This window comes from Streptomyces sp. NBC_01477, from assembly GCF_036227245.1.
Taxonomy (GTDB): domain Bacteria; phylum Actinomycetota; class Actinomycetes; order Streptomycetales; family Streptomycetaceae; genus Actinacidiphila.
This window is the reverse complement of sequence record NZ_CP109445.1, coordinates 7,920,458-7,936,003: the sequence shown is the minus strand read 5'-3', so window position 1 is coordinate 7,936,003 and position 15,546 is coordinate 7,920,458. Positions and strand designations below refer to the sequence as shown.

Sequence of the window (15,546 nt, the reverse complement as noted above, 5' to 3'; positions counted from 1 at the left end):
TCGTGTCCCGTCAGGGGCGCGGCGGGGAGCCGCGCGGCCGGTACGCCGGGATCGCCGGTCCCTCGGGCAGCAGTTCGGTGGTCACGAAGGCGGTGACCGTCGCGAGGGCGACAACCGGGAGGGATCCGGGGTGGCCGAGGACGAGGGCGACCAGGACCACGGTGCTGACCGGGAGGCGCATGGCCGCGCCGGTGGACGCGGCCATGCCGGCCGCCATGGCGGGGACGACCCCGAAGCCGGGGAGCGGGGCGAGCAGGACGCCGGCCGCCGCGCCGAGGAAGAGCGACGGGAAGACCAGACCGCCGCGCAGGCTGCCGAGGCTGACGGCGTAGCCGGCGGACTTGAACGCCAGGACGGCGACGAGCGCGCCGACCGACCAGGAGTGCGGGTGCGCGGCCAGGTCCGGCAGAGTGGCCTGGCCCGACAGGGCGACGTCGGTCGGTGAGCGGCCGGTGATGGCCGCGTAGGCCGCGGCGCAGCCGCCCGCGGTCAGCGCGCAGAGCACGATGTAGCGCAGCGGGTGGGCGGCGACGAGGACGGCGGTGCGGCGGCCGGCCACCAGGACGTAGTGGATCACCACGCCGATCAGCACCGCCATCAGCACGGACCAGACCACGTCGCCGGTGTCGAGCAGCGGCGGGGCGGGCAGGCCGATGTTCAGGCTGCCGGTCTTGAGCCCGGTCCAGTGGCCGAAGCCGGTGAAGACGATGGCGCCGATGCCGCTGGACAGCAGCGCGGGCAGCATGACCGCGAAGAGCTGCGGGCCGCCGACCCCGGCGACCTCGATCAGCATGACGGCGGCGACCAGCGGATTGCCGAAGATCGCCGAGATGGCCGCGGCGGCGCCCGCCGCGCCGAGCAGGGCGTTGCTCGCCCCGGTCGCCGGGGCGCGGGCCAGGTCGCGGAAGAGCAGGGCGAGGCCGCCGCCGAGGGCGATCAGCGGGGCTTCCGGGCCGAGGATGACGCCGAAGGGCAGGCAGAGCAGCGCGGCGAGGACGACGCCGGGCAGCGCCGCCTTGGTGGCGCCGCCCGCGTGCAGCCCGGCCGCCGGGATGTGCCCGCCGCGGCCGGGGAAGCGCAGCACGACCAGGCTCGTCCCGAGGCCGGCGACCAGGGCGGCGGGCAGCGGCCACCACCAGGGCGCGTGCTGCCGGCCGAGGTGGTGCGGCCAGTCGGTCCAGATGAGGCGTTCCAGCTCGTGCAGCCCGGCCAGGAACCAGAACGCGGCCAGCGAGACGGGGATGCCGATCAGCCCGCAGAAGACCAGCGCCCGCCGGTACTCGGGCCGCCGCAGCATCTCCCGCAGGGCGTCGGCCTCCTGGGGCTGGTTGCCCGGCGGGGCGTCGGCGGGGGCCGGCGGCTGCTCGGTGATGGGACCTCTCCTGGCTCGGCCCGGCGCCGCGGTACGCCCGGACGGGCGGTACGGACTCCGGTGGCAGCGCGAGGTTAACCGGCGCGGTTCCCGCGGGCTGCCCGTGCCACGCGGCGGGGGCCGGGAAAACCACTGGGTGGGCGATCGGGCGGCGCACCGCCGGTCGGAGGCGGGCACGGTCACGGCGGCGTCCCACCGGCGGAGGCGGTCGCGGTCACGCCGACCCTGGCGGCACAGTCACGGTCACGGCGGCGCTGGGCGGGCTCGGTCACGGCGGCGGTGCGGTGCTCCGCCTGATCACCAGGCTGGTGGCGAGTTCCATCCGGGTGGTGGATGTGGTGGACGGCGCGGACCGCAGCCGCAGGATCATCCGGGAGGCCTCCTCGGCCATCCTGCGCAGCGGCTGGCGCACGGTGGTCAGGGCGGGGCGGGACCACTGGGCGACGGCCACGTCGTCGTAGCCGACGACCGACAGGTCGGCGGGGGTCCGCAGCCTGTGCGCGCCGGCCGCCTCCAGGACGCCGATGGCCTGGAGGTCGCTGCCCGCGAAGATCGCGGTGGGGCGGTCGGGGCCGCCCAGCATCCGCATGGCCTGCTCGTAGCCGCCTTCGACATGGAAGTCGCCGAAGGCGATCAGCCCGGGGTCGATGTCGAGGCCGGCCGTCGTCATGGCGGAGCGGAAGCCGTCGAGACGGGCCAGCGAGCACATCATGTCGTCGGGGCCGGTGATGATGCCGATCCGCCGGTGGCCCAGTTCGATCAGGTGCCGGGTCGCGGCCAGGCCGCCCGACCAGTTCGCGGAGCCGACCGAGGGCACGTCGGGCTCCGGGTCGCCGGCCGGGTCGATGATCACGAACGGGATGGACCGGGACCGCAGCTGCCGCTTGAACTCGTGCGGCAGCGCGGAGAAGACCAGGACGACGCCGAGCGGCCGGCGGCGCATCACCCCCTCGATCCACTCGGTGCCGGGCGAGTGGCGGGTGCCGCTCTCGGTGAGCACCACGCTCGCGCCGACCTCCTTGGCGACCTTCTCGACGCCCAGGATCAGCTCCATCGCCCAGATGGCGTCGAGCTCGTGGAAGACGATCTCGATCAGCGGCGCCTCGGAGGCGCCGCGCGAGGTGCGCCGGTAGCCGTGCAGCTCCAGCAGGCGTTCGACCTTCACCCGCGTGTGGGCCGAAACATCCTGGCGACCGTTCAATACCTTCGAAACTGTCGAGATCGACACCCCGGCAGTTTCGGCGACCTGGGCGAGCGTGACCCGACTCCCGTCCACCTCTTCATCCATAAGAGCGCAGCGTACGGCACATCTCCGCGTAACGCTTTGATAACGCGGAGCCCGAGGGTTGACCCTCTCGTAGCGGCACCTTAGCGTCACACCGCGCAGCAATTTTCGGCGACGGTGCCGAAATATTTCGAAAGGCTGGACGATGAAGAAGAGAAGGCTTCCCCGTGCCGTGGCCGGCGGCGTGGTGCTCGCCCTCGGACTGACGCTGGCCGCGTGCGGCGGCGGCAGCTCGGGCGGCAGCGGCTCCGGCAGCTTCAAGGTCCTCGTGTACGGCGACGCGAGCAACAAGGTCGAAAAGCAGATCGTCGACACGTTCAACAAGACCTCGAAGGTCAAGGCGGTCCTCCAGACCATCCCTGGAGCCGACTACCAGCAGAAGCTGCAGACGATCATCACCACCAAGCAGGCGCCGGACGTCTTCTTCAACTGGGGCGGCGGCAGCATCGCGCCCTTCGTCAAGGCCGGCCTCCTTCTTCCGCTGGACGACTTCATCGCGAAGGACCCCGGCCTGAAGTCCAACTTCCTGCCGTCGGTCTTCAACAGCGCCGCCGTGGACGGCAAGTCCTACGGCGTACCGATGCGCGGCACCCAGCCGGTCCTGCTGTTCAACAACAAGAAGGTGCTCGCGGACGCGGGCCTCACCGAGCCCAGGACCTGGGACGACCTGCTCAACGCGGTCAAGGTCCTCAAGGCCCGGCACATCACCCCGATCGCGCTGGGCGGCGGCGACCAGTGGCCGACGCTGATGTGGTACGAGTACATGTACGACCGCATCGCGGGCCCCGGCCTGTTCGAGAAGGCCATGGGCGGTGACAAGTCGGCCTGGGACAGCGCCGACAGCCGCAAGGCCCTGTCGATGCTCAAGGAACTCATCGACGCCGGCGCCTTCGGCAGCAACTACGACTCGGTCAAGTACACCGACGGCGGCTCGGTCGCCCTCGTGGCGCAGGGCCGGGCCGGCTTCGAGCTGATGGGCTCCTGGTACTACTCCCAGCAGCAGCAGGACAACCCCGACTTCGCCAAGTCCGGCCTCGGCTTCAGCTCCTTCCCGACCGTCACCGGCGGCAAGGGCGACCCGACCGACATCGTCGGCAACACCAACAACTTCTACTCGGTGCTGAAGAAGACCAAGTACCCGGACGCGGTCGCGCAGTTCCTGAAGCTGCAGTATTCGGACGAGTTCGTGAAGGCGCAGATGGCGATCGGCAACCTGCCGACCACCACCAACACCGTGAACTTCCTGGACACCGCGGCCATCCCGGACTACTCGAAGTTCCAGTACGACCTGGTCAAGGCGGCCCCCTCGTTCCAGCTCTCGTGGGACCAGGCCTACCCGCAGACGGCCAGTGAGGCCATGCACACCGCCGTGCAGCAGTTCTTCGACGGCAAGCTCGACGCCGACGGCTTCATCAAGGCCATGCAGGCCCTGCCCACGTCCTGAACCGGGATTCCGACATGACCACCTCTGCCGCACCCCGGGTGGAAAGGCGCCGGCCGGTACGCCGGTCCGGCGCCGCCGTGGCCCGCCCAGGCTTCGCCTGGGCGGTGCCCGCCACCTTGTTCTTCCTTCTCTTCGCCGTCGTTCCGCTGATCCTGGTGGCGGTCCTGTCCTTCACGAGCTGGGACGGCCTGGGCTCGCCCGAGTTCGCCGGTCTCGACAACTGGAGGGAGCTGGTCCATGACCACACCATGATCCAGAGCCTGTGGCTCAGCGTGCTGATCACGGTGCTCGGCGTCGTCGTGCAGACCCCGCTGAGCATCCTGCTCGGCGTGTGGGCGGCAGGGCGCCAGCGCAACCGGGCGATCCTGTCCGCGGTCTACTTCGTCCCGCTGCTGCTGTCGGCGACCGCGGTGTCCATCCTGTGGCGGGCGCTGCTCGACCCGAACTTCGGTGTGCCCTCGCAGGCCAAGTGGCTCTTCGGGGACGGCAACCTGTTCGGCCACCAGGCCAGCGCCATCGGGGTGCTGGTCTTCGTGGGCGCCTGGCAGTACACGCCCTTCCACACCCTGATCTACCAGGGCGCGGCCCGGTCCATCCCGCAGGTGCTCTACCAGGCCGCGGAGATCGACGGGGCGGGCACCGTACGGCAGTTCTTCCACATCACGCTGCCGCAGCTGCGCAACACGATGATCACGTCGATGATCCTCATGGTCGTCGGCGGCCTGACCACCTTCGACACCGTGCTGATCCTGACCCAGGGCGGCCCGGGCACCGACACCACGATCAGCGCCTACTACATGTACCAGAAGGCGTTCAAGAGCTTCGACTTCGGCGGCGGCTCGGCCATCGCCCTGGTGCTGGTGCTCATCGCCACGGTCATCTCGCTCGTCGTCGTCAAGGTCTCCGGCTACGACAAGATGCGCAGCACGACGGAAGGCCTGTGATGAAGCGCCGTCCCAACTACCTCGCGGGCCTCGGCTCGGTGGTCTGGCTGTTCCTCATCGGCCTGCCGCTGTACGTGATGCTGGCGGCGACCCTCCAGGACCGCTCCGACTACTCCTCGAACGGCCCGCTGGCCTTTCCTGAGCACGTCACGCTGCACAACTACACCCAGGACTTCTCGAACGGCTTCGGCCACTTCTTCCTGAACACCCTGCTGGTCACGCTGGCGGTGGTGGCGATCGTGCTGCTGGTGGTGCCGCCGCTGTCGTACGCGATCGTACGCAGCCAGGGCCGGATCACCACCGGAGTCTTCCGGCTGTTCCTGCTGGGCCTGGCGATTCCCGCGCAGGCGGTCATCGTGCCGATGTTCTACGTCATCAGCAAGGCGGGCCTGTACGACCACCTGATCGGCGTCATCCTGCCGACGGCGGCCTTCTCGATGCCGGTGTGCGCGCTGATCCTCACCGGAGTGATGCGCGACATCACCCCCGACCTCTACGAGGCCATGGCGATGGACGGCGCCTCGCCGTGGCGGGTGTTCTTCCAGCTGGTGGTGCCGCTGTCCAAGGGCGGGCTGTCCACGATCATGGTCTTCTCCGCGCTCCAGGCGTGGAACGGCTTCCTCTTCCCGCTGGTGCTGACCCAGTCCGACTCGTCCAAGGTCGTCACCCTGGGCCTGTTCAACTTCCAGACCGAGCACGGCGTCGACATCCCCGGCCTGCTGGCCGCGGTCGTGCTGTCGATGCTGCCCATCTTCATCGTCTACCTGTTCGCCCGTCGTGCCCTGGTCCAGGGACTCATGGGCGTCGGAGGAAAGTGACCGGCACCGTGGCCGAAGAGAAGAAGTCCGCTGCCCCCCCGTGGAGGAACACCTCCCTCGCCCCGGAAGACCGGGCCGACGCGCTGATCGCCGCGATGACCCTGCCGGAAAAGGTCGCGCAGCTGTTCGGCATCTGGGTGGGTGCGTCCGACGAGGGCGGCGAGGTCGCCCCCTACCAGCACGAGATGGAGGAACCGGTCACCCTGGACAGCCTGCTGCCGCAGGGCCTCGGCCAGCTGACCAGGTCGTACGGCACCGCGCCCGTCGATCCGGCGCTCGGCGCGCTGTCCCTACTGCGTACCCAGCGGCGCATCGCCGCGGCGAACCGTTTCGGCATACCCGCCGTCGCGCACGAGGAGTGCCTGGCCGGTTTCGCCACCTGGGGCGCCACCGCCTACCCCGTACCGCTGTCGTGGGGCGCCGGCTTCGACCCGGACCTGGTCCGCACCATGGCGGCCGCGATCGGCCGCGACATGCGCGCGGTCGGTGTGCACCAGGGCCTGGCCCCGGTGCTCGACGTGGTGCGCGACGCCCGCTGGGGACGGGTCGAGGAGACCATCGGCGAGGACCCGTACCTCGTCGGCACGATCGGCACCGCCTACGTCCAGGGGCTGGAGTCCGCCGGGATCGTGGCGACGCTCAAGCACTTCGTGGGCTACTCCGCCTCCCGCGCCGGCCGCAACCTCGCGCCGGTCGGCATGGGCGGCAGGGAACGCGCCGACGTGATGCTGGCGCCGTTCGAGATGGCGATCCGCGAGAGCGGCGTCCGCTCGGTCATGCACGCCTACACCGACACCGACGGCATTCCGTCGGCGGCGGACGGGGAACTGCTGACCGGGCTGCTGCGGGACACCTGGGGCTTCACCGGGACGGTCGTCGCCGACTACTTCGGCGTCGCCTTCCTCAAGACCCTGCACGGGGTGGCCGGCACCCTCGGCGAGGCGGCGGGCGCCGCGCTCGCCGCCGGCGTCGACATCGAGCTGCCCACCGTCAAGGCCTTCGGCGAACCGCTGCTCAAGGCCCTGGCCGACGGGCAGGTCCCCGAGGCGCACGTGGACCGCGCGCTGCGCCGGGTGCTGATCCAGAAGGTGCAGCTCGGGCTGCTCGACCCGGACTGGGACCCGGTGCCCGAGGCGCTGGCCGGGGCCGACCTCGACGACCTCGCGGCGCTGCGCGGCTCGGTGGACTTCGACCCGGCCGGGAACCGGGCCGTCGCCCGGCGGATCGCCGAGCAGAGCGTCGTGCTGCTGCGCAACGACGGCACCCTGCCGCTGGCGCACCCGGCCAGGATCGCGGTCATCGGCCCCAACGCCGAGGTGCCCACCGCGGTACTCGGCTGCTACTCCTTCCCCGTGCACGTCGGCAGCCAGCATCCGCGGATGCCGCTCGGCATCGAACTGCCCACCCTGCGCGAGGCGCTGGCCGCCGAATTCCCCCGCAGCGAGATCGTCACAGCGGCCGGCGCCGACATCGACACCGACGACACCGGCGGCTTCGCCGAGGCCGTGCGGCTGGCAGCCGGTGCGGACATCGTTGTCCTCGCGCTCGGTGACCGGGCCGGGCTCTTCGGCCGCGGCACCAGCGGCGAGGGCTGCGACGCGGAGTCGCTGGCACTGCCCGGCGTCCAGCAGCAGCTGCTCGACACGCTGCTCGACACCGGCACCCCGCTGGTCGTCACCCTGCTCGCCGGACGGCCGTACGTGCTCGGCCGCGCGGTGGGCGAGGCCGCGGCGATCGTGCAGACGTTCTTCCCCGGCGAGGAGGGCACCGGCGCCCTCGCCGGTGTGCTGTCGGGCCGGGTCGAACCGTCGGGGCGGCTGCCGGTCAGCATCCCGCGGCGGGCCGGCACCCAGCCGTCCACGTATCTGGCGGCCAAGCTCGGCCAGGCCGGCGAGTCGTCCAGCATCGACCCGACGCCGGCGTTCGGTTTCGGGCACGGCCTGACGTACACCGCCTTCCAGTGGACGGACCTGGACGTGCCGGACCTCCAGGCGGGCACGGACGGCGAGATACGTCTGGCGTTCACCGTCCGCAACACCGGTGAGCGGGAGGGCACCGAGCTGGTGCAGCTGTATCTGCACGACCCGGTCGCCTCGGTGGTGCAGCCGGTGCAGCGGCTCATCGGCTACCGGCGGGTGCGCCTGGCGCCCGGGCGGTCCGCCCGGGTCGAGGTCACCGTGCCCGCCGACCTGGCGTCCTTCACCGGCCGGGCCGGCCGGCGCGTCGTGGAGCCCGGCGAGCTGGAGCTGAGGCTCGGCGCGTCGTCCACGGACCTGCGGCTGACCGTCATCGCCACCCTGACCGGCCAGGTGCGGGAGCTGGACCACACGCGCCGGCTGCACGCGACGTTCAGCGTCGGCGAGCCGCTGCCGGGAGCGTGACCGGGGCGCCCGGCCCTGGGCGAAGCGGCGGGGGCCGCCGGTGACACCACCGGCGGCCCCCGCCGCTTTCCGCGCCGCCGGGCGTCAGGCCAGGCTGAGCACCTGGCGCAGGACGCCGGTCAGTTCCGCCTCGGGGTCGGCACTGCCGCCGGTGGAGCGCCAGGCCACGAAACCGTCGGGGCGTACGAGCAGCGCGCCGTCCTCGCCGGTGCCGTGGGCCGCGGCCCAGTCCGCGCCGGGCTCGGTGACCAGGTCGGCGTCGGGACCCGCGCCGACCCGGTAGCGGTCGAGCGGCACCCCGAGCTTTTCCGCGGCGCGGGCGGCGGCGGTGTGCCAGGCCTGGCCGCCGGCGCCCCCGGCCCCGGTGAGCAGCACCGGCACCCGCTCGTACAGGTCGAGCGTGGAGAGCCGTTCGCCACGGCGGGTCACCCACAGGTGCGGCGCCCGGGTGCCGGGCTCCCCCAGCCACAACCGCGGCCCGGCGCCCCCGGCCCCGGCGGGCCTGCCGCCGCCGGGTGCCTGGGCGTCAGCCGCGCCCGGGCTGCCCGAGCCGGGCGCCTGCGTTTCGGACGCGCTGCCGCCCGGCGCCGGGCGGGCGGCCTCGTGCGGGACCGCCGGACCGCCAGGGGGCTGTTCGCCCGGGGTGCCGGGGACGACAGGGCCGCCGGTGCCGCCCGGGCCCGCGGGGAGCGGGGGCGGGCCCTCGGGGACGACCGGGCGGTGGGGGTCGACGCCGACGACCGCGCCGGCCGGGTAGCGGTAGCCGAGGGCGACGGTGAGGACGCCGCTCTGACGGTTGCCGCCGGTCGGGGCGGCGTCGTAGCCGGGGTGGCTGTGTTCCGCCGACCGCTCGGAGGCGCGGGCGCCGGTGGCGACGGCGACCGGCCGCCGCTCGGCGCCGTAGGTCTCCAGCAGGCCGGGGCCCGCCCAGCCGCCGAGCACCGCGGCGAGCTTCCAGGCCAGGTTGTGGCCGTCCTGGATGCCGGTGTTGGAGCCGAAGGCCCCGGTCGGCGACATCTCGTGGGCGGCGTCGCCGGCCAGCAGCACCCGGCCGTCCGAGTAGCGTTCCGCCACCCGCTCGGCGGCGTGCCAGGGGGCCTTCCCGGTGATCTCGACCTCCAGGCCCGCCACGCCGACCGCGGTGCGGATGTGCGCGGCGCACCGCTCGTCGGTGAACGCTTCGAGGGGTTCGCCGCGTTCGGGGTGCCAGGGCAGGTGGAAGACCCATTCGGCCTCGTTGTCGACCGGCAGCAGCGCCCCGTCGGCGTCCGGGTTGGTCAGGTAGCAGGCGATGAAGTGGCGGTCGCCGACGACCTCGGCGAGCCGCTTGGCGCGGAAGGTGACGCTGACGTTGTGGAACAGCTCGCCCGCGCCGGTCTGACCGATGCCCAGCGCGGTGCGCACCGGGCTGCGCGGCCCGTCGGCCGCCACCAGGTAGTCGGCCCGTACGGTGCGGGTCTCGCCGGTCCCGCGGTGCAGGACCCGCGCGGTCACCCCGTCCGCGTCCTGCTCGAAGGAGCGCAGCTCGGCGCCGAAGCGGATGTCGCCGCCGAGCGCGCGGGCCTGTTCGAGCAGCACCGGCTCCAGGTCGTTCTGGCTGCACAGGCACCAGCCCGACGGGCTGAACCTGGCCAGGCCGCCGCCGGGGTCGATCTCCCGGAACAGCCACTGCTGGTTGTCGCCGGTCAGTGATTCGGCCTGCAGGATGCCGTGGTTGCGGGCCAGTACGGACGCGGCCCGGCGGATCGCCGGCTCGACGCCTGCGGTCCTGAACAGCTCCATCGTGCGCACGTTGTTGCCGCGGCCGCGCGGGTGGTGCGAGGTGGCGGCGTGCTTCTCGACCAGCAGGTGGTCCACGCCGAGCCGGCCGAGGAAGAGGGAGGTCGACAGCCCCACCAGGGACCCGCCGCTGATGAGGACCGGTACGCGTTCGTCGGACGTCGGTTGCATCTGTTGCTCCAGCCTGTACGGGCACGCGGGGCACGGCGGCGGTCGGCCGCCGGTGCGGCTGGGGCCTGCCGTCGGGTGCGGCACGGCCCACGGGCCCGGCACGCCGTCGTCCGGTCCCGCTCTCTCCTTGCCCGGTCGGCGCCGCGAGGCCGTGTCCTGGCGGCGCATTCGCCCGCATGGACCGCAGATCTCGCGACGTTCACGTGTTCGCAGCACGATCGGAGCCAGGGCCGCGGGAGACGCACACGGGTGCGGATCGGGCGTCCTCCGCGTTCCACGGCCGCGAGCAGCGCGCGGACCGATCGCAGATCGCAGATCGCATATCGGCAGTCGAAGGAGAAGTGGAAGATGACGACCCTGTCCGAACAGCCGGGTACCGCGGGCACGGCGGCAGGCGCACAGGACACCGAGGCCGCGCGGCTTCGTGTGGTGCTGCTGCTGGACGTCCGGAAGGGCGCGCAGGAGCGCTTCCTCGACGCGTACGAACTGCTGCGCAACCAGGTCGCCTCGGTGCCCGGGCATGTCAGCGACCAGTTGTGCCAGTCCATCGAGGACCCCTCGCAGTGGCTGATCACCAGCGAGTGGGATGGCCCGGACCCGTTCCTGTCCTGGGTGGACAGCCCGGAGCACCGCGAGATGGTCAAGCCGATGCACTCGTGTGTCAACGACACGCGCTCGCTGCGGTACGACATCCTGCGCGAGACGTCGGTGGCCGGGCACGCCGGGCGGCGTTCGCCGCGGCCCGAGCGGGCGGGCGACGGGCGGATCCGGCACGCGATCACCTTCACGGTGAAGCCGGGCAGCGAGGACCGCGTCGCCCGGCTGCTCGCCGGCTACGCATCGCCGTCGGCCCGGGTCGACTCGGCCACCCGGCTGTGCAGGACGTCGCTGTTCATGCACGGCAACCGGGTGGTCCGCGCGGTCGAGGTCAGCGGCAACCTGCCCGCGGCGCTGCGCCATGTGGCGCAGCAGCCCGAGGTGCGGGCGGTCGAGGAGGCCATCAACCCGTACCTGGAGGAGAAGCGCGACCTGAATGACCCGCAGGCGGCCAGGGGGTTCTTCACCAGGGCCGGGCTGCCCGCGGTGCACGAGGTGGTGGCGGGCGTCGACCGCCCGGGCCCGGTACGGCGGTACGCGCTGAATTATCCGGTACGCGGCGGCAGCGGCACCGCGGCGGCCCGTGTGCTGGCCAGGTCCGACGAGCTGGCCGCGGCCGACCCGACCGGCCCGCTGGTGCGCAGCACGATCTTCCAGCGCGACGACATCGTCGTACGGGTGATCGACCTGGCCGCCGCCGATGACGAGGACCTCGCGCTGACCACCGGCACCGCCGACCGCGACCTGGCCGCGGAGCTGGGCCGGCTGCTCGACCTGCCCGGCGCCGTCCTGGACCTCGGCGACGACCGGGGCCGCGGGGAACTGCTCGCGCACCTGGCGATGACCCTGGTCACCGACCGCCACGCACAGGACTCGTGACCACCGTTCCGCTCGTCCCGCACGCGCAGGCCGGCCGCAGGTCCCCCGCGGCCGTGTGACTTCACCTGGAGGCACCCGTCATGACCGCTCAGCCCCCTCGGATCGTGCACGTCGATGAGATCGAGCCCAACCGGCGCCGCGGCGGTGATCTGCGCGCGATGCTCACCCCGACCCTCAGCGGGTCGACCAGCGGTTTCATGGGCGTGGCGATCGTGCAGCGCGGCGACCGCATCGCCGAGCACTACCACCCCTATTCGGAGGAGTTCGTCTTCGTCGTCAACGGCGAACTCGAAGTCGACCTCGACGGCACGCCGTACGCGCTGAGCGCCGACCACGGGCTGCTGATCCCCAAGGACGTACGGCACCGCTTCCGCAACGTGGGCGACACCGAGGCGCGGATGGTCTTCCACCTCGGACCGCTCGCGCCGCGCCCGGAACTCGGCCATGTCGACACCGAGGACGCGGCGGGCAACCCGCTGGCCGCGGCGGGTGTCCGGCCGAGCGCGGGACGGCCGCCGGAAGCGGCGGGAGCGGTCTCATGACCAGGCGGGTGGCGGTGACCGGGATCGGCGTCGTCGCCCCCGGCGGAGTGGGCGTGCCCGCGTTCTGGGACCTGCTCACCTCCGGGCGGACGGCGACCCGGGGCATCACCCGGTTCGACGCCTCCGCCTTCCGGTCCCGAATAGCCGCCGAGTGCGACTTCGACCCGGCCGCCTGCGGCCTGGACCCCGGGCAGCTGGCCCGAGCCGACCGCTACGTGCAGTTCGCGATGGCGGCGGCCGACGAGGCGCTGCACGACGCGGGGCTGGACCCGCGGGCCGAGGACCCCTGGCGGATCGGGGTCTCGCTGGGCACCGCGGTCGGCGGCACCACCCGGCTGGAGCAGGACTACGCGCTGGTCAGCGCGGGCGGCGACCGCTGGGACGTCGACCACCGGCCGGCCGCGCCGCATCTGCACCGGGCGTTCACGCCCAGCGCGCTGTCCGCGGAGGTCGCCGAGCAGGTCGGCGCGCACGGCCCGGTCCAGACGGTCTCCACCGGCTGCACCTCAGGGCTCGACGCGGTCGGCTACGCCTTCCAGAGCATCGAGGAGGGCCGCGCGGACATCTGCATAGCCGGCGCGTCGGACTCGCCGATCTCGCCGATCACGGTGGCCTGCTTCGACGCGATCAAGGCGACCTCGCCGAACAACGACGACCCTGAGCACGCCTCCCGCCCCTTCGACGCCGACCGGGACGGCTTCGTCCTCGGCGAGGGCGGCGCGGTGCTGATCCTGGAGGAGCTGGAGCACGCCAGGGCCCGCGGCGCCCGGGTCTACTGCGAGATCAAGGGCTACGCCTCGTTCGGCAACGCCCACCACATGACCGGGCTGACCCGCGAGGGCCTGGAGATGTCGCGGGCCATCGACCGCGCGCTGGCGCACGGCAGGATCGACCGCACCGCGGTGGACTACGTCAACGCGCACGGTTCCGGCACCAAGCAGAACGACCGGCACGAGACCGCGGCCGTCAAGCGGTCGCTGGGCGAGCACGCCCGCAGGACCCCGATGAGTTCGATCAAATCCATGGTCGGGCACTCCCTCGGTGCGATCGGCGCCATCGAACTGGCCGCCTGCGCACTGGCGATGGAGCACGGCGTGGTGCCGCCCACCGCCAACTACGAGACACCCGACCCCGAGTGCGACCTCGACTACGTGCCGAGGACCGCGCGCGAACTGCCGCTGCGGACCGTGCTGTCCGTCGGCAGCGGCTTCGGCGGCTTCCAGTCCGCCGTGGTCCTCAACCGGGAGGAGGCGAGCCGATGACCGCGAAGGCGAACAGGCCGCAGGCGCGGCGCCGTACGGTGATCACCGGGATGGGGGTGATCGCGCCCACCGGGATCGGCGCGGACGCGTACTGGAAGGCGGCCAAGGAGGGCGCGAGCGCGCTCGGCCCGGTCACCCGGGACGGCTGCGGCGGCCTGCCGCTGGCCGTCGCGGGCGAGGTGCACGGCTTCGACCCGGCGGCGGTGGTCGAGGAGCGCTTCCTCGTACAGACCGACCGGTTCAGCCACTTCGCGATGGCCGCCGCCGACATGGCCCTGAGCGACGCGGCCCTGGACGCCGCGGGCGCGGGCGAGTTCGGCATCGGCGTGGTGACCGCGGCCGGTTCCGGCGGCGGCGAGTTCGGCCAGCGCGAGCTGCAGCAGCTGTGGGGCCGCGGGCCGCGGTTCGTCGGCCCCTACCAGTCCATCGCCTGGTTCTACGCGGCCAGCACCGGCCAGATATCCATCCGCGGCGGCTTCAAGGGCCCCTGCGGGGTGGTCGCGGGCGACGAGGCCGGCGGGCTCGACGCCTTCGCGCACGCGGCCCGCAGCATCCGCGGCGGCACCGACGCCATGGTGGTGGGCGCCACGGAGGCGCCGCTCGCGCCGTACTCGATCGTGTGCCAGCTGGGGTATCCCGAGCTGAGCACGGTCCGCGACCCGCAGCGCGCGTATCTGCCGTTCACCGACGAGGCCAGCGGTTTCGTGCCCGCGGAGGGCGGCGCGATGTTCGTGGCCGAGGAGGAGACGGCGGCCCGCGAGCGCGGGGTCACCGCCCGGGCGGTGATCGCCGGGCATGCCGCGACCTTCACCGGCTCGGCGGACTGGGCGGCCTCCAGGGAAGGCCTGGCGCGCGCGATCCGCGGCGCGCTGGACGAGGCCGGTGTCGCGCCCGAGGAGATCGACGTGGTCTTCGCCGACGCGCTCGGTGTGCCCGCGGCGGACCACGCCGAGGCGCTGGCGCTCGCCGACGCGCTCGGCCGGCACGCGGCCCGGGTGCCGGTGACCGCCCCCAAGACCGGTACCGGGCGCGCCTATTGCGGCGCCTCGGCACTGGACACGGCCTGCGCGGTGCTGGCCATGGAACACGGCGCCGTGCCGCCCACCCCGAACGTCACGGACGTCAGCCACGGCCTCGACCTGGTCACCGGCCACGCCAGGCCGGCCGATCTGCGCACCGCCCTGGTGCTCAGCCGCGGGCTGCTCGGCTCGAACTCGGCACTGGTGCTGCGGCACGGCGCCGACGCCCGTCCCTGACCCCCCGACCGCACCTCCTGCCTCCCGCCCCACTCCCCCGCTCGTAAGGAGCCGTTCATGCACACCCAACTCACCTACGCGGAACTGGCCTCGCTGATGGAGCGCAGGGCCGGCGTCATCGTCGGCCCCGCGGACCTGGAGCTCCAGTCCGACACGCCGTTCGCCGACTTCGGCCTCGACTCGCTGGGCCTGCTCGGCATCGTCGGCGCGCTGGAGAACGAGCACGGCGCCACCATCCCCGCCGACGCCGACGCCTGCCGGACCCCCCGGGAGCTGCTCGACGTCGTCAACGACGTACTGAAGGCGAGGGCTTGAGCCATGGCCGCGCACACCGAGAACGAGATCACCGTCAACGCCCCGCTCGACCTCGTCTGGGACATGACGAACGACCTGGAGCACTGGCCGCAGCTGTTCAGCGAGTACGCGTCGGTGGAGATCCTGGAGCGCCAGGGCCGCAAGACCACCTTCCGGCTGACGATGCACCCGGACGAGAACGGCACCGTGTGGAGCTGGGTGTCCGAGCGGGAGCCGGTCCCCGAGACCCGTACGGTCACCGCCCGCCGGGTGGAGACCGGTCCGTTCGACTTCATGGAGATCTTCTGGAGCTACCAGGAGGTCCCCGGCGGCACCCGGATGCGCTGGGTGCAGGACTTCGCGATGAAGCCGGAGGCCCCGGTGGACGACGCCGGGATGACCGCCCGGATCAACGCGAACTCCGCCGTCCAGCTGGAACTGATCAAGGACAAGGTCGAGCAGCGCGCCCGCGAACAGGTCGCCGTCCCCAACTGACGCCGCGCCCGGGCGGACGGCCCCGCC

The 15,546-nt window shown here is 72.8% G+C and carries 13 protein-coding genes; 10 read left to right on the top strand and 3 right to left on the bottom strand.

Annotated features, from left to right (window positions below; translation table 11 throughout):
- Positions 1 to 10 precede the first annotated feature (10 nt).
- Positions 11 to 1,297, bottom strand: a complete 1,287-nt coding sequence (locus tag OHA86_RS33840) for a chloride channel protein (protein ID WP_329181517.1) — start codon at positions 1,295 to 1,297, stop codon at positions 11 to 13.
- A 343-nt stretch (positions 1,298 to 1,640) separates the two neighbouring features.
- The gene (locus OHA86_RS33835; RefSeq protein ID WP_329181516.1) at positions 1,641 to 2,660 is read right to left on the bottom strand and encodes a LacI family DNA-binding transcriptional regulator; all 1,020 of its coding nucleotides are present in this window, start codon (positions 2,658 to 2,660) and stop codon (positions 1,641 to 1,643) included.
- 142 nt (positions 2,661 to 2,802) lie between these two features.
- Between OHA86_RS33835 and OHA86_RS33830 the strand changes: the two genes are divergently transcribed.
- The 4 genes from OHA86_RS33830 to OHA86_RS33815 all read left to right on the top strand — a co-directional run bounded on the left by OHA86_RS33830 (position 2,803) and on the right by OHA86_RS33815 (position 8,244).
- A complete protein-coding gene (locus OHA86_RS33830; RefSeq protein ID WP_329181514.1) occupies positions 2,803 to 4,101 on the top strand; it encodes an ABC transporter substrate-binding protein in 1,299 nt (432 codons plus the stop codon).
- 14 nt (positions 4,102 to 4,115) lie between these two features.
- Positions 4,116 to 5,045 (top strand): carbohydrate ABC transporter permease, encoded by a 930-nt coding sequence (locus tag OHA86_RS33825; protein ID WP_329181512.1) that lies wholly within the window; start codon positions 4,116 to 4,118, stop codon positions 5,043 to 5,045.
- Positions 5,045 to 5,863, top strand: a complete 819-nt coding sequence (locus OHA86_RS33820; protein ID WP_329181511.1) for a carbohydrate ABC transporter permease — start codon at positions 5,045 to 5,047, stop codon at positions 5,861 to 5,863. Before OHA86_RS33825 ends, OHA86_RS33820 begins: the two co-directional genes overlap by 1 nt.
- Before the next feature lie 95 nt (positions 5,864 to 5,958).
- Positions 5,959 to 8,244: a beta-glucosidase gene (locus OHA86_RS33815; protein WP_329182658.1), complete on the top strand. Its 2,286-nt coding sequence runs from the start codon at positions 5,959 to 5,961 to the stop codon at positions 8,242 to 8,244.
- Positions 8,245 to 8,328: 84 nt separating this feature from the next.
- Here the strand turns inward: OHA86_RS33815 and OHA86_RS33810 are convergent, their stop codons facing one another.
- Positions 8,329 to 10,194: an FAD-dependent oxidoreductase gene (locus tag OHA86_RS33810; RefSeq protein WP_329181509.1), complete on the bottom strand. Its 1,866-nt coding sequence runs from the start codon at positions 10,192 to 10,194 to the stop codon at positions 8,329 to 8,331.
- Positions 10,195 to 10,542: 348 nt separating this feature from the next.
- Between OHA86_RS33810 and OHA86_RS33805 the strand changes: the two genes are divergently transcribed.
- The 6 genes from OHA86_RS33805 to OHA86_RS33780 all read left to right on the top strand — a co-directional run bounded on the left by OHA86_RS33805 (position 10,543) and on the right by OHA86_RS33780 (position 15,519).
- Positions 10,543 to 11,670: a SchA/CurD-like domain-containing protein gene (locus OHA86_RS33805; RefSeq protein WP_329181507.1), complete on the top strand. Its 1,128-nt coding sequence runs from the start codon at positions 10,543 to 10,545 to the stop codon at positions 11,668 to 11,670.
- An 80-nt stretch (positions 11,671 to 11,750) separates the two neighbouring features.
- Positions 11,751 to 12,212 (top strand): cupin domain-containing protein, encoded by a 462-nt coding sequence (locus OHA86_RS33800; RefSeq protein ID WP_329181505.1) that lies wholly within the window; start codon positions 11,751 to 11,753, stop codon positions 12,210 to 12,212.
- Positions 12,209 to 13,474, top strand: coding sequence for a beta-ketoacyl-[acyl-carrier-protein] synthase family protein (locus tag OHA86_RS33795; protein ID WP_329181504.1), 1,266 nt, complete (start codon positions 12,209 to 12,211; stop codon positions 13,472 to 13,474). The genes OHA86_RS33800 and OHA86_RS33795 overlap by 4 nt, the downstream gene beginning before the upstream one ends.
- Positions 13,471 to 14,730: a beta-ketoacyl synthase N-terminal-like domain-containing protein gene (locus OHA86_RS33790; protein ID WP_329181502.1), complete on the top strand. Its 1,260-nt coding sequence runs from the start codon at positions 13,471 to 13,473 to the stop codon at positions 14,728 to 14,730. Before OHA86_RS33795 ends, OHA86_RS33790 begins: the two co-directional genes overlap by 4 nt.
- 57 nt (positions 14,731 to 14,787) lie before the next feature.
- Positions 14,788 to 15,045, top strand: a complete 258-nt coding sequence (locus OHA86_RS33785; RefSeq protein ID WP_329181501.1) for an acyl carrier protein — start codon at positions 14,788 to 14,790, stop codon at positions 15,043 to 15,045.
- A gap of 3 nt (positions 15,046 to 15,048) precedes the next feature.
- Entirely contained in the window at positions 15,049 to 15,519 is a 471-nt protein-coding gene (locus OHA86_RS33780; protein ID WP_329181500.1) for an SRPBCC family protein, read from the top strand.
- Positions 15,520 to 15,546 lie beyond the last annotated feature (27 nt).

Excerpts from the sequence above, each read along its gene's own strand:
- OHA86_RS33840 (WP_329181517.1), bottom strand. The coding sequence starts at position 1,297 with ATGCTGCGGCGGCCCGAGTACCGGCGGGCGCTGGTCTTCTGCGGGCTG.
- OHA86_RS33835 (WP_329181516.1), bottom strand. The coding sequence starts at position 2,660 with ATGGATGAAGAGGTGGACGGGAGTCGGGTCACGCTCGCCCAGGTCGCC.
- OHA86_RS33830 (WP_329181514.1), top strand. The coding sequence starts at position 2,803 with ATGAAGAAGAGAAGGCTTCCCCGTGCCGTGGCCGGCGGCGTGGTGCTC.
- OHA86_RS33825 (WP_329181512.1), top strand. The coding sequence starts at position 4,116 with ATGACCACCTCTGCCGCACCCCGGGTGGAAAGGCGCCGGCCGGTACGC.
- OHA86_RS33820 (WP_329181511.1), top strand. The coding sequence starts at position 5,045 with ATGAAGCGCCGTCCCAACTACCTCGCGGGCCTCGGCTCGGTGGTCTGG.
- OHA86_RS33815 (WP_329182658.1), top strand. The coding sequence starts at position 5,959 with ATGACCCTGCCGGAAAAGGTCGCGCAGCTGTTCGGCATCTGGGTGGGT.
- OHA86_RS33810 (WP_329181509.1), bottom strand. The coding sequence starts at position 10,194 with ATGCAACCGACGTCCGACGAACGCGTACCGGTCCTCATCAGCGGCGGG.
- OHA86_RS33805 (WP_329181507.1), top strand. The coding sequence starts at position 10,543 with ATGACGACCCTGTCCGAACAGCCGGGTACCGCGGGCACGGCGGCAGGC.
- OHA86_RS33800 (WP_329181505.1), top strand. The coding sequence starts at position 11,751 with ATGACCGCTCAGCCCCCTCGGATCGTGCACGTCGATGAGATCGAGCCC.
- OHA86_RS33795 (WP_329181504.1), top strand. The coding sequence starts at position 12,209 with ATGACCAGGCGGGTGGCGGTGACCGGGATCGGCGTCGTCGCCCCCGGC.
- OHA86_RS33790 (WP_329181502.1), top strand. The coding sequence starts at position 13,471 with ATGACCGCGAAGGCGAACAGGCCGCAGGCGCGGCGCCGTACGGTGATC.
- OHA86_RS33785 (WP_329181501.1), top strand. The coding sequence starts at position 14,788 with ATGCACACCCAACTCACCTACGCGGAACTGGCCTCGCTGATGGAGCGC.
- OHA86_RS33780 (WP_329181500.1), top strand. The coding sequence starts at position 15,049 with ATGGCCGCGCACACCGAGAACGAGATCACCGTCAACGCCCCGCTCGAC.